We start from the raw sequence: 18,227 nt of genomic DNA on the forward strand, positions 1-18,227 counted from the left end.
TTTAATTTAGAAGACTATTTATATCTTCTTTTGGTATAAAACCTACTAACATTAAATAAACTCCACAAACAATTAAAATAATTCCCATTACTTTTTTTACTCTATAAATAACTGTAGGAGTCATCTTGTTTTTAAGCTGTTTTGCTAAAAATATTTTTCCTAAATCTGTTATAAAATAACCTGCAATAACAACAGAAAAATAAGTAAAAATTGCATTTTGATTCATTTTTAAAGAGGGACCAATAACAAGTATAGTTCCTAACCAAAATGCTAATACCCCTACATTAATAAAGTTTAAAAAATAACCTTTTAAAAATAGTTTTATATAGTTGTTTTTTACAATGGGGACGTCTATCTGTTTAGCAGATTCTATAGCCTCTTTTTTGTTTTCTCTATCAAAGTAAGTAATTAAACCATAGATAATTAACACCAAACCACCAATTAAAAATAATCTTGGATCATCTTTTATTTTTTCTAATAAAGACCTACTTCCATAATAGGCAATTAGAATAAAAGTAACATCTGCTAATACAACACCTAAATCAAAAACAATAGCAGCTCTTGCACCTTTAATAATACTAGTTTGAATCAACATAAAAAAAACAGGTCCAATCATAAAAGCCATGAAAAAACCTATTAAAAAAGCGTTTTTAAAATCGTAAAAATCCATATTTAACAAAAATAAGGATTTTTATACATCATCAAAATCTATACTAATTTTTGAAGTTGTTGGGTGTGCTTGACAGGTTAAAATAAGTCCTTCTTCTACTTCACCATCAGTTAAAATAGTATTTTTAACCATAACAGCCTTACCTTCTGTAACTTTAGCTAAACAAGAACTACAAACACCTCCTTGACAAGAATAAGGTGGGTCTAAATCGTTACGTAAACTTGCAGCTAAAATGTTATCTGTTTGCGTCATTGTAAAGGTGGTTTCTTCATCATCTAACAAAACAGTAATTTCTGATGTGCCTTCTTTAATTTCGTCTTTTGCATTTTCATCTTCAGAAACTGTAAATAATTCAAAATGAATATTTTCATTAGAAAAACCAGCTTCTTTTAAAGTTTCAGAAACCGTATTTATCATAGCTTCTGGTCCACATAAAAATGCTGCATCAAAAGAAATGTCTTTGTATTTATTTTTAATAAAGAAATTAGTGAATGGTTTATCTATTCTGCCAAATAACATGTTTTCTTGACGTTCTCTACTACAAACAAATTCTAAATTAAAATGTTCATATTTTGAATTTAATGCAAGTAGTTCGTCATAAAAAATAGTATCCTCTACAGATTTGTTACCATAGATTAAGGTAAATGTTGATGTTGGTTCATGCTCTAAAACAGATTTCACCATCGATAAAATAGGAGTAATACCAGAACCAGCAGCAAACGCAATATAGTTTTTCTTAGCTTCTGGATTTAGTAAAAAACGACCTTCAGGAGTTGAGATTTTAACTTCATCACCTACTTTTAAATCAGTTGTTGCATAAGTAGAAAAGACTCCATTTTCTACAGCTTTTATGGCAACTCTTATTTCGCCACTTTTAGGTGTGGAGCAAATAGAATAAGCTCTTCTTACTGCTTCACCATTAATCTCTTTTTCTATAGTAATGTATTGCCCAGCTGTATAACTAAATTCAGTTATTAAATTTTCAGGAATACTAAAAACAACAGAAACCGCGTTTGCGGTTTCTTGTTTTATTTCTTTGATGTTTACGTTATAAAATGTTGCCATAAATAGTTTTAGACTAAATTTTTCTCGATTAAATATTCTGCAATTTGAATGGTATTAGTAGCAGCACCTTTTCTTAGGTTATCTGCAACAATCCACAAATTTAAGGTATTTTCTTGAGATTCATCACGTCTTATTCTACCTACAAAAACTTCATCTTTATCATTTGCATTTATTGGCATTGGATATATATTGTTTGCCAAATCATCTTCAACAATTACTCCAGGAGTTTCACTTAAAATTTTACGAACTTCATCAACATCAAAATCATTATGAAATTGTACATTAACAGCTTCAGAATGTCCACCAGCTGTAGGAATTCTAACAGCAGTAGCTGTTACAGAAAAAGAATCGTCACGTAATATTTTCTTTGGTTCTTTAACTAATTTCATTTCTTCTTTAGTATATCCATTTTCTAAGAAAATATCACAATGTGGTAAAGCATTTCTACCAATTTTATGAGGGTAAGCCATTTCTCCATCTATACCAGCTTCTTCATTATCTAATTGTTGTACAGCTTTTACACCTGTTCCAGATACAGATTGGTATGTTGAAATAACAACTCTTTTCATTTTATATTTTGCATGTAAAGGCGCTAAAGCCATTACTAACTGAATTGTAGAACAGTTTGGATTTGCAATAATTTTGTCTTCTGAAGTTAATACATCTCCATTAATTTCTGGAACCACTAATTTTTTATCAGGATCCATTCTCCAAGCAGAAGAATTGTCTATTACAGTTGTACCTACTTCTGCAAATTTTGGAGACCATTCTAATGAGGTATCACCACCTGCTGAAAATAAAGCTACATCTGGTTTCATATTAACTGCATCTTGTAAGGTAACAACTGTGTAATTATTTCCTTTATATGATAATTTTTTACCTGCAGATCTTTCTGAAGCCACAGGAATTAATTCTGTAATAGGTAAATTACGTTCTTCTAAAACTTTTAACATGACTGTGCCAACCATACCAGTTGCACCAACAACAGCTACTTTCATTTTATCTTTTTAAAAAATTTATTTATTGCATTGCAAATATCAACACAAAAAAAATACTGACCATTGTTTTAAGAAATATTTACCAAAATTATTTCTAATGTTTAATTTAAAACAAATTGATATAATTTTAATTGAATGCTAGTTCTTATGTGGCTTGCAAGTCTATAAGAAATAACTACATTTGCAAAAAATTTATTAACAAAAACTGAATTTTGTTCAGCTTAAAAATTAGTATAGCATGCAACTGTACAATAAGTTAAGCGCAAAAGAACGCGCTGCATTAATAGATGAGGCTGGTAAAGACCGCATCACAATTTCTTTTTATCAATATCATCAGATAAAAAACCCACAAATACTTAGAGATAAATTATTTTTAGAATGGAATGCTTTAGATGTTCTAGGAAGAATTTATGTTTCTTATGAAGGTATCAATGCCCAATTATCTGTCCCATCAGAAAACATGTATGCTCTTAAAGAGCAATTAGATAGTATATCATTCTTAAAGGATATTCGATTAAATGTAGCTATTGAGCAAGACAATAAATCGTTCCTAAAACTTAAAGTTAAGGTTCGAAATAAAATTGTTGCAGATGGTTTAAATGATGAAACTTTTGACGTAACTAATAAAGGAGTACATTTAAATGCAGCAGCATTTAATGAAATGTTAGCAGACCCAAATACAGTTTGTGTTGATATGCGAAATCATTATGAAAGTGAAATTGGCCATTTTGATGGTGCAATTACTCCAGATGTAGATACATTTAGAGATTCTTTAGATATTATAGAAGAAGATTTAAAAGATCATAAAGAAGATAAGAATTTATTGATGTATTGTACAGGAGGTATTCGTTGTGAAAAAGCTTCTGCCTACTACAAACATAAAGGATTTAAAAATGTATTTCAGTTAGAAGGTGGTATTATAGAATATACACGTCAAGTAAATACAGAAGGCATAGAAAATAAATTTATTGGTAAGAATTTTGTGTTTGATCATAGAAGAGCAGAAAAAATTACAGATGATGTTATTGCAAATTGCCATCAATGTGGAAAGCCTTGTGATACACATACAAATTGTGCGAACGAAGCTTGTCATTTATTGTTTATACAATGTGATGATTGTGCTGAGCAAATGGAAAATACATGCTCTACAGAATGTCAAGAAATTATTCATTTACCTTATGAAAAACAAAAAGAGCTTAGAAAAGGAAAAGGCAATAGCAATAAAATTTTCAAAAAAGGAAGAAGTGAAGTTCTGAAATTTAAGAAATAAAAAAACCAATAAAAAAGACCTCATTAAGAGGTCTTTTTTAGTTATAATAATCAAATACTAAAAGTAACCTAGCGAATTCTAAAAAGATTTATAAAGCATCACTTTTAAAATTATATTTGATGAGTAATAGATACATTCATTACAGTAAGGTAGTTTTAAAAATAGCCTTTTTTCATTCTTTAATATTGTGTATATTTACCTATTAAGCAATAAAGAAGTTTTTTATTGCAACTATTTAATAATCAGAAATAAAACTTTAGTTAAAACTATAGACTGTTAATTAACTTCTAAAGACGAACAACTAAAGACTAAATATATATGGCATGTGGAAGTTGTGGTACAACAGAAAATGGAGTACCAAGAGGTTGTAAAAGTAATGGAAATTGTGGTACAGGAACCTGTGGTTCTGGTAGCGAAAAACTAGCTGTTTTTGATTGGTTGTCTAATATGACATTACCAAGTGGACAAGAACGATTCGATATTTTTGAGGTACGATTTAAAAATGGTAGAAAACATTTTTTTAGAAATGTAGATAATTTAACCATTTCTATGGGAGATGTAATTGCTGTAGAAGGTAATCCTGGTCATGATATTGGAATTGTATCTCTTGCAGGAGAACTTGTAAAAGTTCAAATGAAGAAAAGAAATGTGCCTATTGATAGCGAAGACATAAAAAAAATATATAGAAAAGCTACACAAAAAGACATTGATATTTGGCAGCAAGCTAGAGCCAGAGAAGAAGAAACTCAAAAAAGAGGAAGAGAAATATTAGGTAGGTTAGGGCTTCAGATGAAATTGTCTGATGTAGAATTTCAAGGAGATGGAAATAAAGCTACTTTTTACTATACTGCTGATGCAAGAGTAGATTTTAGACAATTGATTAGAGATTTAGCTAGTGCTTTTTCAATTCGTGTAGAAATGAAACAAGTAGGTGCAAGACAAGAAGCAGCAAGACTTGGAGGTGTTGGCTCTTGTGGAAGAGAATTATGTTGTTCTACATGGCTTACAGATTTTAGAAAAGTAACCACAGCTGCAGCTCGTTATCAGCAATTGTCTTTAAATCCTTTAAAATTAGCTGGGCAATGTGGAAAGTTAAAATGTTGTTTAAATTTTGAATTAGATACCTATTTAGATGCATTAAAACCTTTTCCAAAACAAGATGTTGTTTTAAAAACAGAAAAAGGAGATGCTGCTTTTGTAAAAATGGATATTTTTAAAAAATATCTTTGGTATACTTATAAAGAAGAACGTACAAAATGGTTTAGATTAACTTTAGACCAAGTGCAAGAAATTATCGCTTTAAATAAGCAAAATAAAAAATCGAGTTCATTAGAAGATTATGAATCTGATATTGAAATTCCTGAAAAAGTCGATTTTGAGGATGCAGTAGGTCAAGATAGTTTAACAAGGTTTGATGTACCTAAAAAACGTAAAAGAAATAATAGAAACAAAAAAAGAAGACCAGCCACAGCTGCTGTTGCTTCTTCAGAGAATAAAGAAGATAAAAAACAACAGCCTAGAAAAAAAGTTAATCATCAAAAATCAACTGATAATTCATCAGCATCTAAAACTGTAAATAAAAATAAAAACAGGAGAAGAAATTTTAAAAATAAAAGAAATAATCAATTTAAAAATGGAAATAATTCTCAAGAAAAATAGGGGTTTAATTTGTTTTTTTTCATTGATGTTTCTTGTTTCTTGTTCAGATAATTTAGTGTTTACAGAATACAAAACATTAAAAAATTCAACTTGGAAATCAAATGAGAAATTAACATTTAATTTTACTGTAAAAGATACTATACAGCCTAAAAATCTGTTTATTCATGTTAGAAATAATAAAGATTATGCCTTTAGTAACTTGTATTTAATTACCAGTTTAAATTTTGCAAATGGTACAAAAATTGTAGACACTTTACAATATGAAATGACAGATGAATATGGGGCTTTTTTAGGAAAAGGATTTTCTAATATTAAAGAAAATAAATTATTCTATAAAGAAGCAAAAATTTTTCCAACTAAAGGAGAATATCAATTTATCATATATCATGCTATGAGAAAACAAGGAGAAATAGAACCAATTTCTACTTTAAAAGGAATTCAAGATGTTGGTTTTTCAATAGAAAATTAAAAAATGGCAACAAAGAAAAAAACAAATTTTAAAAAATACATCCTTTGGTTTTGGGCTACTATTTTAGGAGGTTTATTAGTTGTAATACTTTTATTTTTTACAGCTTCAATAGGTGGTTTTGGAGCATTACCCACTTTTGAAGAATTAGAAAACCCACAAACTAATTTAGCAACAGAAGTTATTTCTGCAGATGGTGTTACCATTGGTAAATATGCAACAGAAAACAGAACGCCTATTAAGTATAAAGAATTACCAGAAAACTTAGTACAAGCTTTAGTTGCTACAGAAGATGAACGTTTTTATGAACATTCTGGAATTGATTTTAAAGGTTTTGCAAGAGCCGTTATTAAGTTAGGAAGAGATGGTGGTGCTAGTACAATAACACAACAATTAGCTAAAAATTTATTTACGAAAAGAGCTTCTAGAAATATTTTTAAAAGAATAGGTCAGAAAATGAAAGAGTGGGTAGTGTCTGTTAAATTAGAAAGGCAATACACTAAGCAAGAAATCATTGCAATGTATTTAAATACTCAAGATTTTATTTTTAATGCTGTAGGTATTCGTTCTGCAGCAAGAATTTATTTTGGAAAAGAAGCAAAAGATTTAGACGTTCAAGAATCTGCAATTTTGGTAGCTATGTTAAAAAACCCAAGGCAGTACAACCCTAATAGAGAAATATCTAAAGAAAAATCTAGAAGAAGAAGAAATGTTGTTTTTTCTCAAATGGCAAAAAATAGATTTTTAACTCAGTCTGAGAAAGATTCACTTCAATTACTTCCTTTAAAAATTAATTACACACCAGAAAGTCATGATGAAGGTTATGCTACTTATTTTAGAACACACCTTCAAAAAATAATGCGTAATTGGGTAGAGAAAAATCCAAAACCAAATGGTGAGGAATACGATATTTTTAAAGATGGTTTAAAAATTTATGTGACTATAGATTCTAGAATGCAACAATATGCAGAAGAAGCTGTAAAAGAACATATGGCTAATTTACAAACGTATTTTTTTAGAGAACAAAAAAGAAATAGAACAGCACCTTTTTATGACATTGAAAGAGATCAAATAAGAGGAATATTAACCAGAGCTAAAAAGAATTCAGAACGTTACAAAAGACTAAAAATAGCTGGTGTTTCTTCTAAAAGAATAGACAGTATTTTTAATGCTAAGACTAAAATGAATGTCTTCTCTTGGAGAGGAAATATTGATACAATTATGTCTCCTATGGATTCTATAAAGTATTACAAGCACTTTTTAAGATCAGGTTTAGTTTCTATAGAGCCACAAACAGGTCATATAAAAGCTTGGGTAGGTGGTATAGATAATAAACATTTTAAATATGATGCTGTAGCTCAACAAAAAAGACAAGTTGGTTCAACATTTAAGCCATTTGTATATGCAACAGCTATAGATCAATTAAGAAAATCACCTTGTGATATGTTGCCAAATACACCTTATACAATACCTAAAGGTAAATATGGTATACCAGAAGAATGGACACCAAGAAACTCTCAAGAAAAGTATGGAGGAATGATGACTTTAAAAGATGCATTAGCAACTTCAACAAATGTGGTAACAGCTAATTTAATAGATCAGGTAGCTCCAGAAAATGTAGTTCGTTTAGCAAAATCTGCTGGAATCGAAACTGAAATTCAAGCAAACCCTTCTATAGCATTAGGTGCAGTAGATCTATCATTGTTAGAAATGACAAGTGCCTATAGCACATTTGCTAATAAAGGTTTACGAGTAAAACCAATGATTATTACAAGAATAGAAGATAAAAACGGAACAGTTTTAAAAGACTTTATTCCTAAAACAAAAGAGGTAATTAGTGAAGAATCTGCATATGTAATTTTAAAGTTATTAGAAGGTGTAGCAGATTCTGGTTCAGGTATTCGTTTACGATCATCATTTACAAGTTCTGGTAAAGCTTCAACTGGTTTTCCTTATAAGTTTACAAATGCAATTGCTGGTAAAACTGGAACTACACAAAATCAATCAGATGGTTGGTTTATGGGTATTGTTCCTAATTTAGTTACAGGGGTTTGGACAGGTGGAGAGGATAGGGCTACTCATTTTGCTGGTATTACTTATGGTCAAGGTGCAAATATGTCTTTGCCTTCTTGGGCTATCTTTATGCGAAAATGTTATGAGGATAAATCATTAAATGTGAGTAAAGAAGATTTTGAGAAACCAGAAAACTTAACTATAAAAGTTGACTGTGATGAGGTTATAGATGAAGATAAAAAAGTAATACCAAAGAAAAATACTGATACAGATTTTTAATAAAGCACAATGATAAATAAGAAAGTTAATAATGTAGAAGAAGCTTTAAATGGCGTAAAAGACGGAATGACTTTTATGTTAGGAGGCTTTGGTTTATGTGGTATTCCTGAAAATGCAATATCAGAATTAGTTAAGTTAAATGTAAGAGACGTAACATGTATATCTAATAATGCAGGCGTAGATGATTTTGGTTTAGGTTTACTTTTACAAAATAAACAAATCAAAAAAATGATTTCTTCTTATGTAGGCGAAAATGATGAGTTTGAACGTCAAATGCTTTCAGGAGAATTAGAAGTAGAATTAACACCACAAGGTACTTTAGCAGAAAAATGTAGAGCAGCTCAAGCTGGTTTTCCTGCCTTTTATACACCTGCAGGTTTTGGAACAGAAGTAGCAGAAGGTAAAGAAACTAGAGATTTTGATGGTAAAATGTATGTTTTAGAACGTGCTTTTAAAGCAGATTTTGCTTTTGTTAAAGCTTGGAAAGGTGATGCTGCAGGAAACTTAGTGTTTAAAGGAACTGCAAGAAATTTTAATGCTAATATGTGTGGCGCTGCAAAAATTACAGTTGCAGAAGTAGAAGAGTTAGTTCCTGTTGGTGAATTAAATCCAAATCAAATTCATATTCCAGGAATTTTTGTTCAAAGAATTTTTCAAGGTAAAAACTATGAGAAAAGAATAGAACAAAGAACAGTAAGACAAAAAAATTAGGTATGGCTTTAGATAAAAACGGAATTGCAAAACGTATTGCTAAAGAAGTAAAAAATGGTTACTACGTAAACTTAGGAATTGGTATTCCTACTTTAGTAGCTAATTTTGTTAGAGATGATATAGAAGTTGAGTTTCAAAGTGAAAACGGAGTTTTAGGAATGGGACCTTTTCCTTTTGATGGAGAAGAAGATGCAGATATTATTAATGCTGGTAAACAGACAATAACTACAATGCCTGGTGCTAGTTTTTTTGATTCAGCAACAAGTTTTTCTATGATTCGTGGTAAGCATGTACATCTAACTATTTTAGGAGCTATGGAAGTTGCAGAAAATGGTGATATTGCAAACTGGAAAATTCCTGGTAAAATGGTAAAAGGTATGGGTGGTGCAATGGATTTAGTTGCTTCTGCAGATAATATAATCGTTGCTATGATGCATACCAATAAAAGAGGTGAAAGCAAACTATTAAAAAAATGTTCTTTGCCTTTAACTGGTGTAGGTTGTGTAACTAAAGTGGTCACAAACTTAGCAGTTTTAGAAATAAGAGAGAATGCTTTTCATCTTTTAGAAAGAGCCCCTGGAGTTTCTGTTGAAGAAATTCAAAATGCAACAGAAGGTACATTAATTGTTAATGGAGAAATCCCTGAAATGAAAATATAAATGAATACATTAAAATATATTATTCCTTTTCTATTTCCTCTCTTAATTATTTTATTTGGCTTGATAACTTATAATGTATTAGAGTTAGAACCTAATTTTTATACAATTCTGATAAATATTGGATTGGCATATATTTTATCTCCAAAATATAAAATAGTTCAAAAACAAGATGGTGAAGAAGAACAAATGAAATGGTTATTCTATAAAAAAGTTGTAATTAGAAAAATATAGCATTATCAAATGAATAAAATCGCACAATATCCTAGATTAGTTTTTGTATTTTTTTTCGTTTTCATTTACCTGATTACTTATTTGTCAGGAATTGAAAACGCCATGTTAAGAACTGTTTTTTCTATAACCTTAGCTTTTGTAATTTCTCCAAGAAGAAAAAAATTAAAAACTCAAACAGGAGAAAAAACTCAAGTTACTTGGATTTTTCTTAAAAAACCTATCATTTTAGAGTAAATGAAAATTATATCTTACAATGTAAACGGAATTAGAGCTGCCTTAAAAAAAGGTTTTTTAGATTGGTTACAAGCAGCAAACCCTGATGTAATTTGCATACAAGAAACCAAAGCACATAAAGAACAAATTGATGTTTCAGAAATAGAAAATGCTGGGTATCCCTATCATTACTGGTTTTCTGCACAAAAAAAAGGATATTCTTCTGTAGCTATATTTTGTAAAGAAAAACCAAACCATATAGAATATGGAACTGGAATCGAAACTATGGATTTTGAAGGTAGAAATTTGCGAGTAGATTTTGATGAGGTGTCTATTATGAGTTTGTATTTACCTTCTGGGACAAATCTAGATCGATTAAATTTTAAGTTGACGTATATGGATGAATTTCAAGCGTATATCAATCAACTTAAACAAGAAATACCTAACCTTGTTATCTGTGGAGATTATAATATTTGTCATGAAGAAATAGATATTCATAATCCTAAAATGAAAGGAGTTTCTGGTTTTTTACCAGAAGAAAGACAATGGATAGGTTCTTTTATAGATAGTGGTTTTATAGATAGTTATCGATATTTAAATCAAGGTGTTCAAGAGTTTTCTTGGTGGAGTTATAGAGCCAATGCAAGAGCAAACAATAAAGGTTGGAGGTTAGATTATGCAATGGTTTCTGAACCTCTTAAAGATAAAATAGCTAGAGCTTATATTTTAACTGAAGCCAAACATTCAGATCATTGTCCAATAGCATTGGAATTAGATATTTAAAAATGAAACAAATTTTATTATTTTTCTTTTTTTCGGTTTCAGTTTTTTCTCAAACGAAAAAAGATACATTAATCATACCTAAAAAAGATACTTTATTTATAGCTAAAGACACTATAAAACAACCTATTGATTCTGCTTTTTTTACAGATAAAGACTTAAAAGTAATAGATAGTTTATTGGTTGATGAAAAATTTAGTTCAGCATTATTAGATACTTTAGAATATATTATTGATGATAAAGATATTATAGGTAATACTAATTTGGTATTAACTACAGATTTATTAAAACAGCGACTATCTGTTTTAAATGAAAACACTCCTTTTAACCTAGCATACAATCCTGCATTAGAAAAAGTAATTAATAGCTATTTAAAATATAGAAGAAAGTATTATCCAGCATTAATGGCTAAGGCTAAGTATTATTTTCCAATGTTCGAACAATATCTAGATCAATATGATATTCCTTTAGAAATGAAATATCTTGCCATTGTAGAATCTGCTTTAAAACCAAGAGCAAGATCTAGAGTTGGTGCATCTGGTATGTGGCAATTTATGTATGGTACAGGAAAACAATTTGATTTAAAAGTAAGTTCTTACGTAGATGAAAGATACGATCCTTTAAAATCTACAATAGCTGCTTGTAAATATTTAAGTCAATTGTATAAAATATTTGGAGATTGGGATTTGGCTTTAGCAGCTTATAACTCTGGTCCTGGTAACGTTACTAAAGCTATAAAAAGATCTGGAGGTTACAAAAACTATTGGAATATTCGCCCTTTTTTACCAAGAGAAACAGCTGGTTATGTGCCTGCTTTTTATGCAACAATGTATATTTTTGAATATTCAGAGGAGCATAAAATTTATTCAGATTTACCAAAATTTTTCGATTTCCAGACAGATACTATTCAAGTTAAAAGAACCATTTCTTTTGATCAAATATCAGAAATCATAAATGTTGATGAAAGAGGTTTTAACATTTTTAAATCCTTCTTATAAATTAGATATTATACCTTTTATAAAAGACAGAAAATACGCCTTAAGATTACCCACAAGTAAAGTTATTGAGTTTTTAAATAAGGAGAAAGAATTATATGCTTTAGCAGAAGCAGATGATGCGAAAAGAGAAAAACCTTTGCCTAAATATTTTGAGATGGACAAACGCGTTCGTTATAAAGTAAGAAGTGGAGATTATTTAGGTAAAATTGCAAATAAATATGGAGTTAGAGTAAGTGATATAAAAAGATGGAATCGCTTAAAAACAAGTAGTTTAAAAATAGGTCAACGATTGTATATTTATCCAAAAAGAATTCCAAGAGATATTGCAAAACCTAAGGCTAAGAAAGAGAATATTGTTAGCAGCAGCAAAAAGAAATCTGGAAAATATGATGTTTATATTGTAAAGGAAGGAGACTCGCTTTGGACCATTGCACAAAAATTTAAAGGAATTTCTGCAGATGATATTAAAAAATGGAACAATATTTGGAGTGCTAAAGGTTTAAAACCTGGAACTAAACTTAAAATTTATAAAAGTTAACCTCATGAAAAAAATTATCCTAGTATTTTTTGCTACAGTTTTATTAATTTCTTGTGTTGGAAATGACAAAATGATTCTTAGAGACTCTATTGGAAAAATTAATAAAGTAATGGTTGTTGCTAAAATTAGTGATTGGACAGGAGATGTTGGTCAAGAAATTAGAAATACCTTTGGAGAGCTTCAAGTTGGTTTACCTCAACCAGAACCAATTTTATCTGTATCTCAAGTTGCACCTAATGGCTTTAGTTCTATGATGAAATCTAGTAGAAATATATTAATGGTTTTAGAAGGTGAACAAGAAGGGATTTCTGTTAAGAAAAATGTGTATGCACAACCACAAACTATTGTATATCTACAAGCAAAAAACGACGAAGCAATTATTAATATTTTCAACAAAAATAAAGAGAAAATAAAGAGAATATTTTTAGATTCAGATATAGCTTTTACTCAAAGTATTTTTGCAAAAAATAAATTAGATGATTCTAAATATAAAACACTACAAAATTTAGGTATTTCATTAACCATACCAAATAAGTTTAATACAGTAGATGATACAGGAGATTTTTTATGGCTTAGAAATCACTTAACAAGTGGTATTGCAAAATCTGGAAGTAACAATATTTTGGTATATTCTTTGCCTTTAGAAGATGGATTACAAGTTGCAGATAGTATTGTTGTAAATAGGAATAAAATTGGTAAAAAATACATTCCTGGTTATAAAGAAGGTATGTATATGATTACAGAAGAGGCTTATACACCTTTTACTTTTGATGCTGTTGTTGATGGTAAAAAAGCCTATGAAACTCGTGGAAAATGGGAAGTAAAAGGAGATTTTATGGCTGGTCCTTTTGTTAACTATACTGTTTTTGATGAAGAAAAAAATAGACTAATAGTTGTAGAAGGTTTTACTTATGCACCTTCTGTAAGTAAAAGGGCTTTTCTTTTTGAGCTAGAAGCTATAGCAAAGTCTTTAAAAATAAAATAAAAAACATCAAAATAATATTAAAAGTCTGAGTATTAAAAGCTCAGGCTTTTTTTGTGTTATAAATTTCATGAATTTATTTTCATATATTTGAGTATCAATCAATAAACTTTTTTATTATGGAAATGAATATTTACATTCTTTTTATTGCAGCAATTGTACCTATGTTAATAGGTTTTGTCTGGTATGGTCCTTTATTTGGCAATGCTTGGATGAATGAAATGGGTTTTACAAAAGAATCCTTAGAAGGAACTAATATGGCTAAGGTTTTTATTTTAAGCTATATTTTTAGTCTTTTATTGGCCTTCTTTTTACAGTTCATTGTAATCCATCAAATGGGTGTTTTTCAAACACTAATTAATGAACCTGGGTTTAATGAAGAAACAGGGACAGCTTTTGCTTATTTTCAAGATTTTATTGCTACTTATGGAGATCGATTTAGAACATTTCAACATGGAGTTATTCATGGTGTTATGTCTGGGTTATTTTTTGTTTTACCAATCTTGTCAATTATAGCAATGTTTGAAAGAAAATCTTTTAAATATATAGCAATTAATGCTGGTTATTGGATAGTAACTCTAGCAATAATGGGAGGTATTATTTGTCAATGGTTATAAAAACCAACTATAACAATAATAAAAAAGCTTCACATTTGTGAAGCTTTTTTATTTATTAATATCCTATTTTTTGTCTTACTCTTTGCAGTACATCATTAGCAACTTTACTTGCTTTTTCTGCTCCAACTGCAAGTGCTTCATCAATTTCATGTTTATTTTCCATGTAATGATGATACTTAGCTCTTACCTCAGAAAAGGTATCAATAATCAATTCGTATAAAGCTTGTTTTGCGTGTCCATATCCATAATTCCCACCTTCATAATTTGCACGCATCTCAACAATCTGTTCATCAGAAGCTAATAATTTATATAAAGCAAAAACATTATCTGTATCAGGATTTTTAGGTTCTTCTAAAGGAGTACTATCTGTTTTAATACTCATTATTTGCTTTCTTAATTTTTTATCTGCTAAAAAAATATTTATGATATTGTCTCTAGACTTACTCATTTTTTCTCCATCAATACCAGGAACTAATTTAGTATGTTCTTGAATTTTTGCTTGTGGAGCAATAAGTGTATCACCTACTATATTATTAAATCTATTTGCAACATCTCTTGTCATTTCTAAATGCTGTAATTGATCTTTACCTACTGGTACAATCTCAGCATCATACAATAAAATATCTGCTGCCATTAACATTGGGTAAGTAAATAAACCAGAATTTACATCTGCTAATCTGTCTGCTTTATCTTTAAAACTATGTGCTAAAGTTAATCTTTGATAAGGAAAAAAACAGCTTAAATACCAAGACAATTCTGTAACTTGAGGTATATCACTTTGCTTATAAAAAACAGTTTTATTGATGTCTAAACCACAAGCAAGCCAAGTTGCAGCAGTACTGTAAGTGTTTTCTCTTAAGACATCTCCATCTTTAATTTGTGTTAAAGAATGCATGTCTGCAATAAATAAAAAAGATTCATTTTTAGGATCATTTGCCATTTCTATTGCTGGCAAAATGGCTCCTAATAAATTTCCTAAATGAGGTGTTCCAGTACTTTGTACACCTGTTAAAATTCTTGACATTAATTTTTTATTTTATCAATTTTTACAAGATTGAGATTGATGAAAAATCTCTAAAAGCACAAAAATAAGGTTTTGTATATGAAAATCCATCAAACAAAAGAATATTAGTATTTTTGGTGTTTATGAAATTTTTGAAAATACCTTTTTTACTAATTTGGAGAGTATGGTTTTACATACTCATTTTTATTACCATTATTATTATGGTACCTTTTTTATTAGTATTAACGTCAAAAGAAGAATATTACCCTACATTTTGGAAAATGGTTAGACTTTGGGCAAAAGTGCTAATTTATGGGATGGGATTTCGTCTTAAGATACAAGCTGATGAAGTTTTAGATAGAAATAAAAGCTACATGTTTTGTCCAAATCATGCTTCGTTAATGGATCCGTTTGTGCTGATTGCTTTAAGTAAAAACCCAATAGTTTTTGTTGGTAAACAAGAGTTTGTAAAAATTCCGATTTTTGGGTTTTTCTACAAAAGAGTGGTAATTATGGTAGATAGAAGTAGTCCAAAAAGTAGAAAAAGAGTTTATGAAATGGCTAAAAAAAGATTACAAAATGGAGTAAGTATGGCTATTTTTCCTGAAGGATTAGTACCAACAGAAAATGTAATTTTGGCCCCTTTTAAAAATGGTGCATTTTCTTTAGCTATTGAATATGAAATACCAATTGTGCCACAAGTTTACTTAGATGGTAAACGTTTATTTTCTTGGGATTTTTTTAAAGGCGGACCTGGAGTTTTTAGAATTCGTCAACATAAATTTATTCAAACAAAAGACTTAGAACAGTCTGACATGCAAAAACTAAAAGAAAAAACTTTTGATATTATTTACAATGATTTGGTAAATGACAAAAAGTATATGAAAGATACAAATAGACCTAATAATGAAAGAGAATTTAAATCACCTTTATCCTAAAAAAGAAGAAACATTAAATATTCTTTCTCATGGATTAGGATTTTTATTGAGTATTGTAGCATTACCATTTTTAATTTTAAAAAGTTTTAATTTTACTGGTTTTTGGAAACCATTAAGCTTTATTATTTATGGTTTAAGTATGATTATTCTATATGCTGCATCTACATTTTATCATGCAGCAAAAAACCCAAAAAGAAGAAGAAGATTAAATATTTTTGATCATGCAGCAATTTATGTTTTAATAGCAGGTAGTTATTCGCCTTTCTGTTTGGTAGCATTAGACTCAAGTTTAGGTTGGTATATGTTTGTTTTTGTCTGGTTATTTGCATTAGCTGGGGTAATCTTAAAATTATTTTACACAGGTAAATTTGATAAACTTTCAACAGCTCTTTATTTACTTATGGGTTGGCAAGTGGTTATCTTTATAAAACCATTAATGGCAAGTTTAACTTCAGAAGGATTACAGTTTTTGTTTGCTGGTGGAATTTTTTATTCTGTAGGTGCAATATTATATTCAATAAAAAAATTACCTTACAACCATGCTATATTTCACATATTTGTTCTTTTAGGTAGTTTGAGCCATTTTTTAGCAATTTACAATTTATAAATTACCAATTTTTAAAAGGATTTTTACTGAGGTATGAATTATAATATTCTTTATTTCCAGTAACTTCTTTGCCTAACCAATCTGGTTTTTTAAATTTTTGATGTTCACTATTTAATTCAATTTCAGCAAGAATTAATCCTTGGTTATCAGCATAAAACTCATCAACCTCAAAAATTAAATCATCATTTTTAATATAATACCTTTTTTTCTCAATAATAATAGGTTCACACAATAAAAGTAATTGTTCTGCTTCTTGTCTATTTATTTCTTTTTCCCATTCAAAACGAGTGGTTCCAGAAGCATTAGATGCCCCTTTTATTGTTAAAAAAGCTTTATCATTAGTAACTCTAATTCTTACATTTCTTGTTTTATCAGAATTTAAATAACCTTGTTTAAATACTTCTTCTTTATAGCTTAGGTTTTTAAAATCTTTGTTTTTTACTAAAAACTTTCTTTCTATTTCTATATTCATTTAATTGTTATTTTGATAAATACCAAATACAAAATCTGATGGGTTATGTTTTAAAAATTCATCTTCGAGAAGAAAAATTTCTTCTAAAATTTGCTGCTTTTCTTTATTAACTTCATAAAAATGATGAGATATATCTCTAAATGCACTCATTAATAAATTACCACCATAAGGTTTTTCTAAAACTGTATTAAAATGTTTATGAATTGATGGCATTATGCTTGAAGAATCTACACATTCTGATGGATCTGCAATTATCATTCTTAACGTTCCTACACCTCTATATTTATTTTTTAGAAACCTACTTTTAAATCTTACTCTATATTTTTTAGGTATTAATGCTATAGCTTTATTAATTGCTGCAATTTGATTTTTAGAAAATTGATGTCTAGTTGCACCAACAAATTCGTTAATGATTAACAAACCATTAGGTTTTATAAGTGGTTTTATTCTGTTAGCTAAAAATGAATCAATTTTATCAAAATGATGCAATGATGCTTTAAAAAAAACAACATCAAATTCTTGCTCTTTAAAATGAATATCATAAATGCTTTTTGCAATAAATTCAATATTTGTTAGGTTTTGTTTTTTTGCAGATGTAGAAGCTTTTTCAAGAAGATTTTCAGCGATATCTAAACAGGTGATTTTTTTAAAAATGTGGGTGTTTTTTGCTAGCTCTATTTCAGTATTAGAAATACCAGAACCAATAGAAAGTAGTTTTAAATCTTTTTTATATTTTAAAGTAGTATTGATTAAGTAACTTATATAATCTTGTTTTTTATCTCCAGTAATTAAGGTGTTCCACCTTTCTTTTACTTTAGGAATAGACCAGAAGTTTGATGATTGAAAAGAACTATTATTAAATGCACTTTTTGTTCTTTTCTCTTTATTAAAAGTTAGTTTTGATAAGAAAAAACCATTTCCTCTTTGTACAACTTTAAAATAAGTATCTATAAAATCATCTAAAGTTATGAATGGCATTAAATTTTATTTTAAAACAGTTATTTACAGGTGCACTAAGATACGTTATTAGTCGTTTTATCATAAATAAATAATATATT

General features: G+C 28.9%; 21 protein-coding genes. 15 read left to right on the forward strand and 6 right to left on the reverse strand.

What is annotated here, in order from left to right; all coding sequences use genetic code 11:
* Window position 1: 1 nt before the first annotated feature.
* The 3 genes from ACFOWD_RS04495 to ACFOWD_RS04505 are packed head-to-tail and all read right to left on the reverse strand — an operon-like array spanning window position 2 to window position 2,733.
* A complete protein-coding gene (locus tag ACFOWD_RS04495) occupies window positions 2-670 on the reverse strand; it encodes a LysE family translocator (protein WP_298991232.1) in 669 nt (222 codons plus the stop codon).
* Between the two features lie 21 nt (window positions 671-691).
* A complete protein-coding gene (locus ACFOWD_RS04500; protein WP_377408468.1) occupies window positions 692-1,735 on the reverse strand; it encodes an FAD-binding oxidoreductase in 1,044 nt (347 codons plus the stop codon).
* 8 nt (window positions 1,736-1,743) lie between these two features.
* Window positions 1,744-2,733, reverse strand: a complete 990-nt coding sequence (locus ACFOWD_RS04505; RefSeq protein WP_377408470.1) for an aspartate-semialdehyde dehydrogenase — start codon at window positions 2,731-2,733, stop codon at window positions 1,744-1,746.
* A 238-nt stretch (window positions 2,734-2,971) separates the two neighbouring features.
* Between ACFOWD_RS04505 and trhO the strand changes: the two genes are divergently transcribed.
* The 13 genes from trhO to ACFOWD_RS04570 all read left to right on the forward strand — a co-directional run bounded on the left by trhO (window position 2,972) and on the right by ACFOWD_RS04570 (window position 14,149).
* The gene (trhO, locus tag ACFOWD_RS04510) at window positions 2,972-4,003 is read left to right on the forward strand and encodes an oxygen-dependent tRNA uridine(34) hydroxylase TrhO (RefSeq protein ID WP_298991239.1); all 1,032 of its coding nucleotides are present in this window, start codon (window positions 2,972-2,974) and stop codon (window positions 4,001-4,003) included.
* 318 nt (window positions 4,004-4,321) lie between these two features.
* Window positions 4,322-5,662, forward strand: coding sequence for a PSP1 domain-containing protein (locus tag ACFOWD_RS04515; RefSeq protein ID WP_377408473.1), 1,341 nt, complete (start codon window positions 4,322-4,324; stop codon window positions 5,660-5,662).
* A complete protein-coding gene (locus ACFOWD_RS04520) occupies window positions 5,637-6,131 on the forward strand; it encodes a gliding motility lipoprotein GldH (protein WP_377408475.1) in 495 nt (164 codons plus the stop codon). Before ACFOWD_RS04515 ends, ACFOWD_RS04520 begins: the two co-directional genes overlap by 26 nt.
* Window positions 6,132-6,134: 3 nt before the next feature.
* Window positions 6,135-8,420: a transglycosylase domain-containing protein gene (locus ACFOWD_RS04525; RefSeq protein ID WP_377408477.1), complete on the forward strand. Its 2,286-nt coding sequence runs from the start codon at window positions 6,135-6,137 to the stop codon at window positions 8,418-8,420.
* A 9-nt stretch (window positions 8,421-8,429) separates the two neighbouring features.
* Complete coding sequence (locus ACFOWD_RS04530) at window positions 8,430-9,131, forward strand: CoA transferase subunit A (RefSeq protein WP_377408479.1); 702 nt, start codon at window positions 8,430-8,432, stop codon at window positions 9,129-9,131.
* 2 nt (window positions 9,132-9,133) lie between these two features.
* Window positions 9,134-9,790, forward strand: a complete 657-nt coding sequence (locus tag ACFOWD_RS04535; protein ID WP_377408481.1) for a 3-oxoacid CoA-transferase subunit B — start codon at window positions 9,134-9,136, stop codon at window positions 9,788-9,790.
* The gene (locus ACFOWD_RS04540) at window positions 9,791-10,021 is read left to right on the forward strand and encodes a hypothetical protein (RefSeq protein WP_377408483.1); all 231 of its coding nucleotides are present in this window, start codon (window positions 9,791-9,793) and stop codon (window positions 10,019-10,021) included. It begins immediately after the preceding gene.
* Window positions 10,022-10,030: 9 nt separating this feature from the next.
* A complete protein-coding gene (locus tag ACFOWD_RS04545; protein ID WP_298991252.1) occupies window positions 10,031-10,255 on the forward strand; it encodes a hypothetical protein in 225 nt (74 codons plus the stop codon).
* Window positions 10,256-11,017 (forward strand): exodeoxyribonuclease III, encoded by a 762-nt coding sequence (locus tag ACFOWD_RS04550; RefSeq protein WP_377408485.1) that lies wholly within the window; start codon window positions 10,256-10,258, stop codon window positions 11,015-11,017. It abuts the gene before it with no gap.
* 2 nt (window positions 11,018-11,019) lie between these two features.
* Window positions 11,020-12,012 (forward strand): lytic transglycosylase domain-containing protein, encoded by a 993-nt coding sequence (locus ACFOWD_RS04555; protein ID WP_377408487.1) that lies wholly within the window; start codon window positions 11,020-11,022, stop codon window positions 12,010-12,012.
* Window positions 11,975-12,550 (forward strand): LysM peptidoglycan-binding domain-containing protein, encoded by a 576-nt coding sequence (locus tag ACFOWD_RS04560; RefSeq protein ID WP_377408489.1) that lies wholly within the window; start codon window positions 11,975-11,977, stop codon window positions 12,548-12,550. Before ACFOWD_RS04555 ends, ACFOWD_RS04560 begins: the two co-directional genes overlap by 38 nt.
* 4 nt (window positions 12,551-12,554) lie before the next feature.
* A complete protein-coding gene (locus ACFOWD_RS04565; RefSeq protein ID WP_377408491.1) occupies window positions 12,555-13,535 on the forward strand; it encodes a DUF4837 family protein in 981 nt (326 codons plus the stop codon).
* Window positions 13,536-13,651: 116 nt separating this feature from the next.
* Window positions 13,652-14,149, forward strand: coding sequence for a DUF1761 domain-containing protein (locus tag ACFOWD_RS04570; RefSeq protein ID WP_377408493.1), 498 nt, complete (start codon window positions 13,652-13,654; stop codon window positions 14,147-14,149).
* Between the two features lie 55 nt (window positions 14,150-14,204).
* On the opposite strand, the gene trpS is transcribed toward ACFOWD_RS04570, so the two are convergent.
* Window positions 14,205-15,173 carry a tryptophan--tRNA ligase gene (gene trpS / locus ACFOWD_RS04575; RefSeq protein ID WP_377408495.1) on the reverse strand — a complete coding sequence of 323 codons (969 nt, stop codon included), beginning with the start codon at window positions 15,171-15,173 and terminating at the stop codon, window positions 14,205-14,207.
* Window positions 15,174-15,373: 200 nt separating this feature from the next.
* On the opposite strand from trpS, the gene ACFOWD_RS04580 reads away from it, so the two are divergent.
* Window positions 15,374-16,090: a lysophospholipid acyltransferase family protein gene (locus ACFOWD_RS04580; protein ID WP_298991267.1), complete on the forward strand. Its 717-nt coding sequence runs from the start codon at window positions 15,374-15,376 to the stop codon at window positions 16,088-16,090.
* Entirely contained in the window at window positions 16,059-16,697 is a 639-nt protein-coding gene (gene trhA / locus ACFOWD_RS04585) for a PAQR family membrane homeostasis protein TrhA (protein WP_377408497.1), read from the forward strand. Before ACFOWD_RS04580 ends, trhA begins: the two co-directional genes overlap by 32 nt.
* Before the next feature lies 1 nt (window position 16,698).
* On the opposite strand, the gene ACFOWD_RS04590 is transcribed toward trhA, so the two are convergent.
* Window positions 16,699-17,169 (reverse strand): CYTH domain-containing protein, encoded by a 471-nt coding sequence (locus ACFOWD_RS04590; RefSeq protein ID WP_377408499.1) that lies wholly within the window; start codon window positions 17,167-17,169, stop codon window positions 16,699-16,701.
* A complete protein-coding gene (locus ACFOWD_RS04595; protein WP_377408501.1) occupies window positions 17,170-18,147 on the reverse strand; it encodes a class I SAM-dependent methyltransferase in 978 nt (325 codons plus the stop codon).
* Window positions 18,148-18,227 lie beyond the last annotated feature (80 nt).

The organism is Polaribacter marinivivus, from assembly GCF_042651285.1.
Classification (GTDB): domain Bacteria; phylum Bacteroidota; class Bacteroidia; order Flavobacteriales; family Flavobacteriaceae; genus Polaribacter; species Polaribacter marinivivus.

What these genes read in the sequence shown, in the direction of transcription:
- ACFOWD_RS04495 (WP_298991232.1), bottom strand. Translation starts at nt 670, where the DNA reads ATGGATTTTTACGATTTTAAAAACGCTTTTTTAATAGGTTTTTTCATG.
- ACFOWD_RS04500 (WP_377408468.1), bottom strand. Translation starts at nt 1,735, where the DNA reads ATGGCAACATTTTATAACGTAAACATCAAAGAAATAAAACAAGAAACC.
- ACFOWD_RS04505 (WP_377408470.1), bottom strand. Translation starts at nt 2,733, where the DNA reads ATGAAAGTAGCTGTTGTTGGTGCAACTGGTATGGTTGGCACAGTCATG.
- trhO (WP_298991239.1), top strand. Translation starts at nt 2,972, where the DNA reads ATGCAACTGTACAATAAGTTAAGCGCAAAAGAACGCGCTGCATTAATA.
- ACFOWD_RS04515 (WP_377408473.1), top strand. Translation starts at nt 4,322, where the DNA reads ATGGCATGTGGAAGTTGTGGTACAACAGAAAATGGAGTACCAAGAGGT.
- ACFOWD_RS04520 (WP_377408475.1), top strand. Translation starts at nt 5,637, where the DNA reads ATGGAAATAATTCTCAAGAAAAATAGGGGTTTAATTTGTTTTTTTTCA.
- ACFOWD_RS04525 (WP_377408477.1), top strand. Translation starts at nt 6,135, where the DNA reads ATGGCAACAAAGAAAAAAACAAATTTTAAAAAATACATCCTTTGGTTT.
- ACFOWD_RS04530 (WP_377408479.1), top strand. Translation starts at nt 8,430, where the DNA reads ATGATAAATAAGAAAGTTAATAATGTAGAAGAAGCTTTAAATGGCGTA.
- ACFOWD_RS04535 (WP_377408481.1), top strand. Translation starts at nt 9,134, where the DNA reads ATGGCTTTAGATAAAAACGGAATTGCAAAACGTATTGCTAAAGAAGTA.
- ACFOWD_RS04540 (WP_377408483.1), top strand. Translation starts at nt 9,791, where the DNA reads ATGAATACATTAAAATATATTATTCCTTTTCTATTTCCTCTCTTAATT.
- ACFOWD_RS04545 (WP_298991252.1), top strand. Translation starts at nt 10,031, where the DNA reads ATGAATAAAATCGCACAATATCCTAGATTAGTTTTTGTATTTTTTTTC.
- ACFOWD_RS04550 (WP_377408485.1), top strand. Translation starts at nt 10,256, where the DNA reads ATGAAAATTATATCTTACAATGTAAACGGAATTAGAGCTGCCTTAAAA.
- ACFOWD_RS04555 (WP_377408487.1), top strand. Translation starts at nt 11,020, where the DNA reads ATGAAACAAATTTTATTATTTTTCTTTTTTTCGGTTTCAGTTTTTTCT.
- ACFOWD_RS04560 (WP_377408489.1), top strand. Translation starts at nt 11,975, where the DNA reads ATGAAAGAGGTTTTAACATTTTTAAATCCTTCTTATAAATTAGATATT.
- ACFOWD_RS04565 (WP_377408491.1), top strand. Translation starts at nt 12,555, where the DNA reads ATGAAAAAAATTATCCTAGTATTTTTTGCTACAGTTTTATTAATTTCT.
- ACFOWD_RS04570 (WP_377408493.1), top strand. Translation starts at nt 13,652, where the DNA reads ATGGAAATGAATATTTACATTCTTTTTATTGCAGCAATTGTACCTATG.
- trpS (WP_377408495.1), bottom strand. Translation starts at nt 15,173, where the DNA reads ATGTCAAGAATTTTAACAGGTGTACAAAGTACTGGAACACCTCATTTA.
- ACFOWD_RS04580 (WP_298991267.1), top strand. Translation starts at nt 15,374, where the DNA reads ATGGTACCTTTTTTATTAGTATTAACGTCAAAAGAAGAATATTACCCT.
- trhA (WP_377408497.1), top strand. Translation starts at nt 16,059, where the DNA reads ATGAAAGAGAATTTAAATCACCTTTATCCTAAAAAAGAAGAAACATTA.
- ACFOWD_RS04590 (WP_377408499.1), bottom strand. Translation starts at nt 17,169, where the DNA reads ATGAATATAGAAATAGAAAGAAAGTTTTTAGTAAAAAACAAAGATTTT.
- ACFOWD_RS04595 (WP_377408501.1), bottom strand. Translation starts at nt 18,147, where the DNA reads ATGCCATTCATAACTTTAGATGATTTTATAGATACTTATTTTAAAGTT.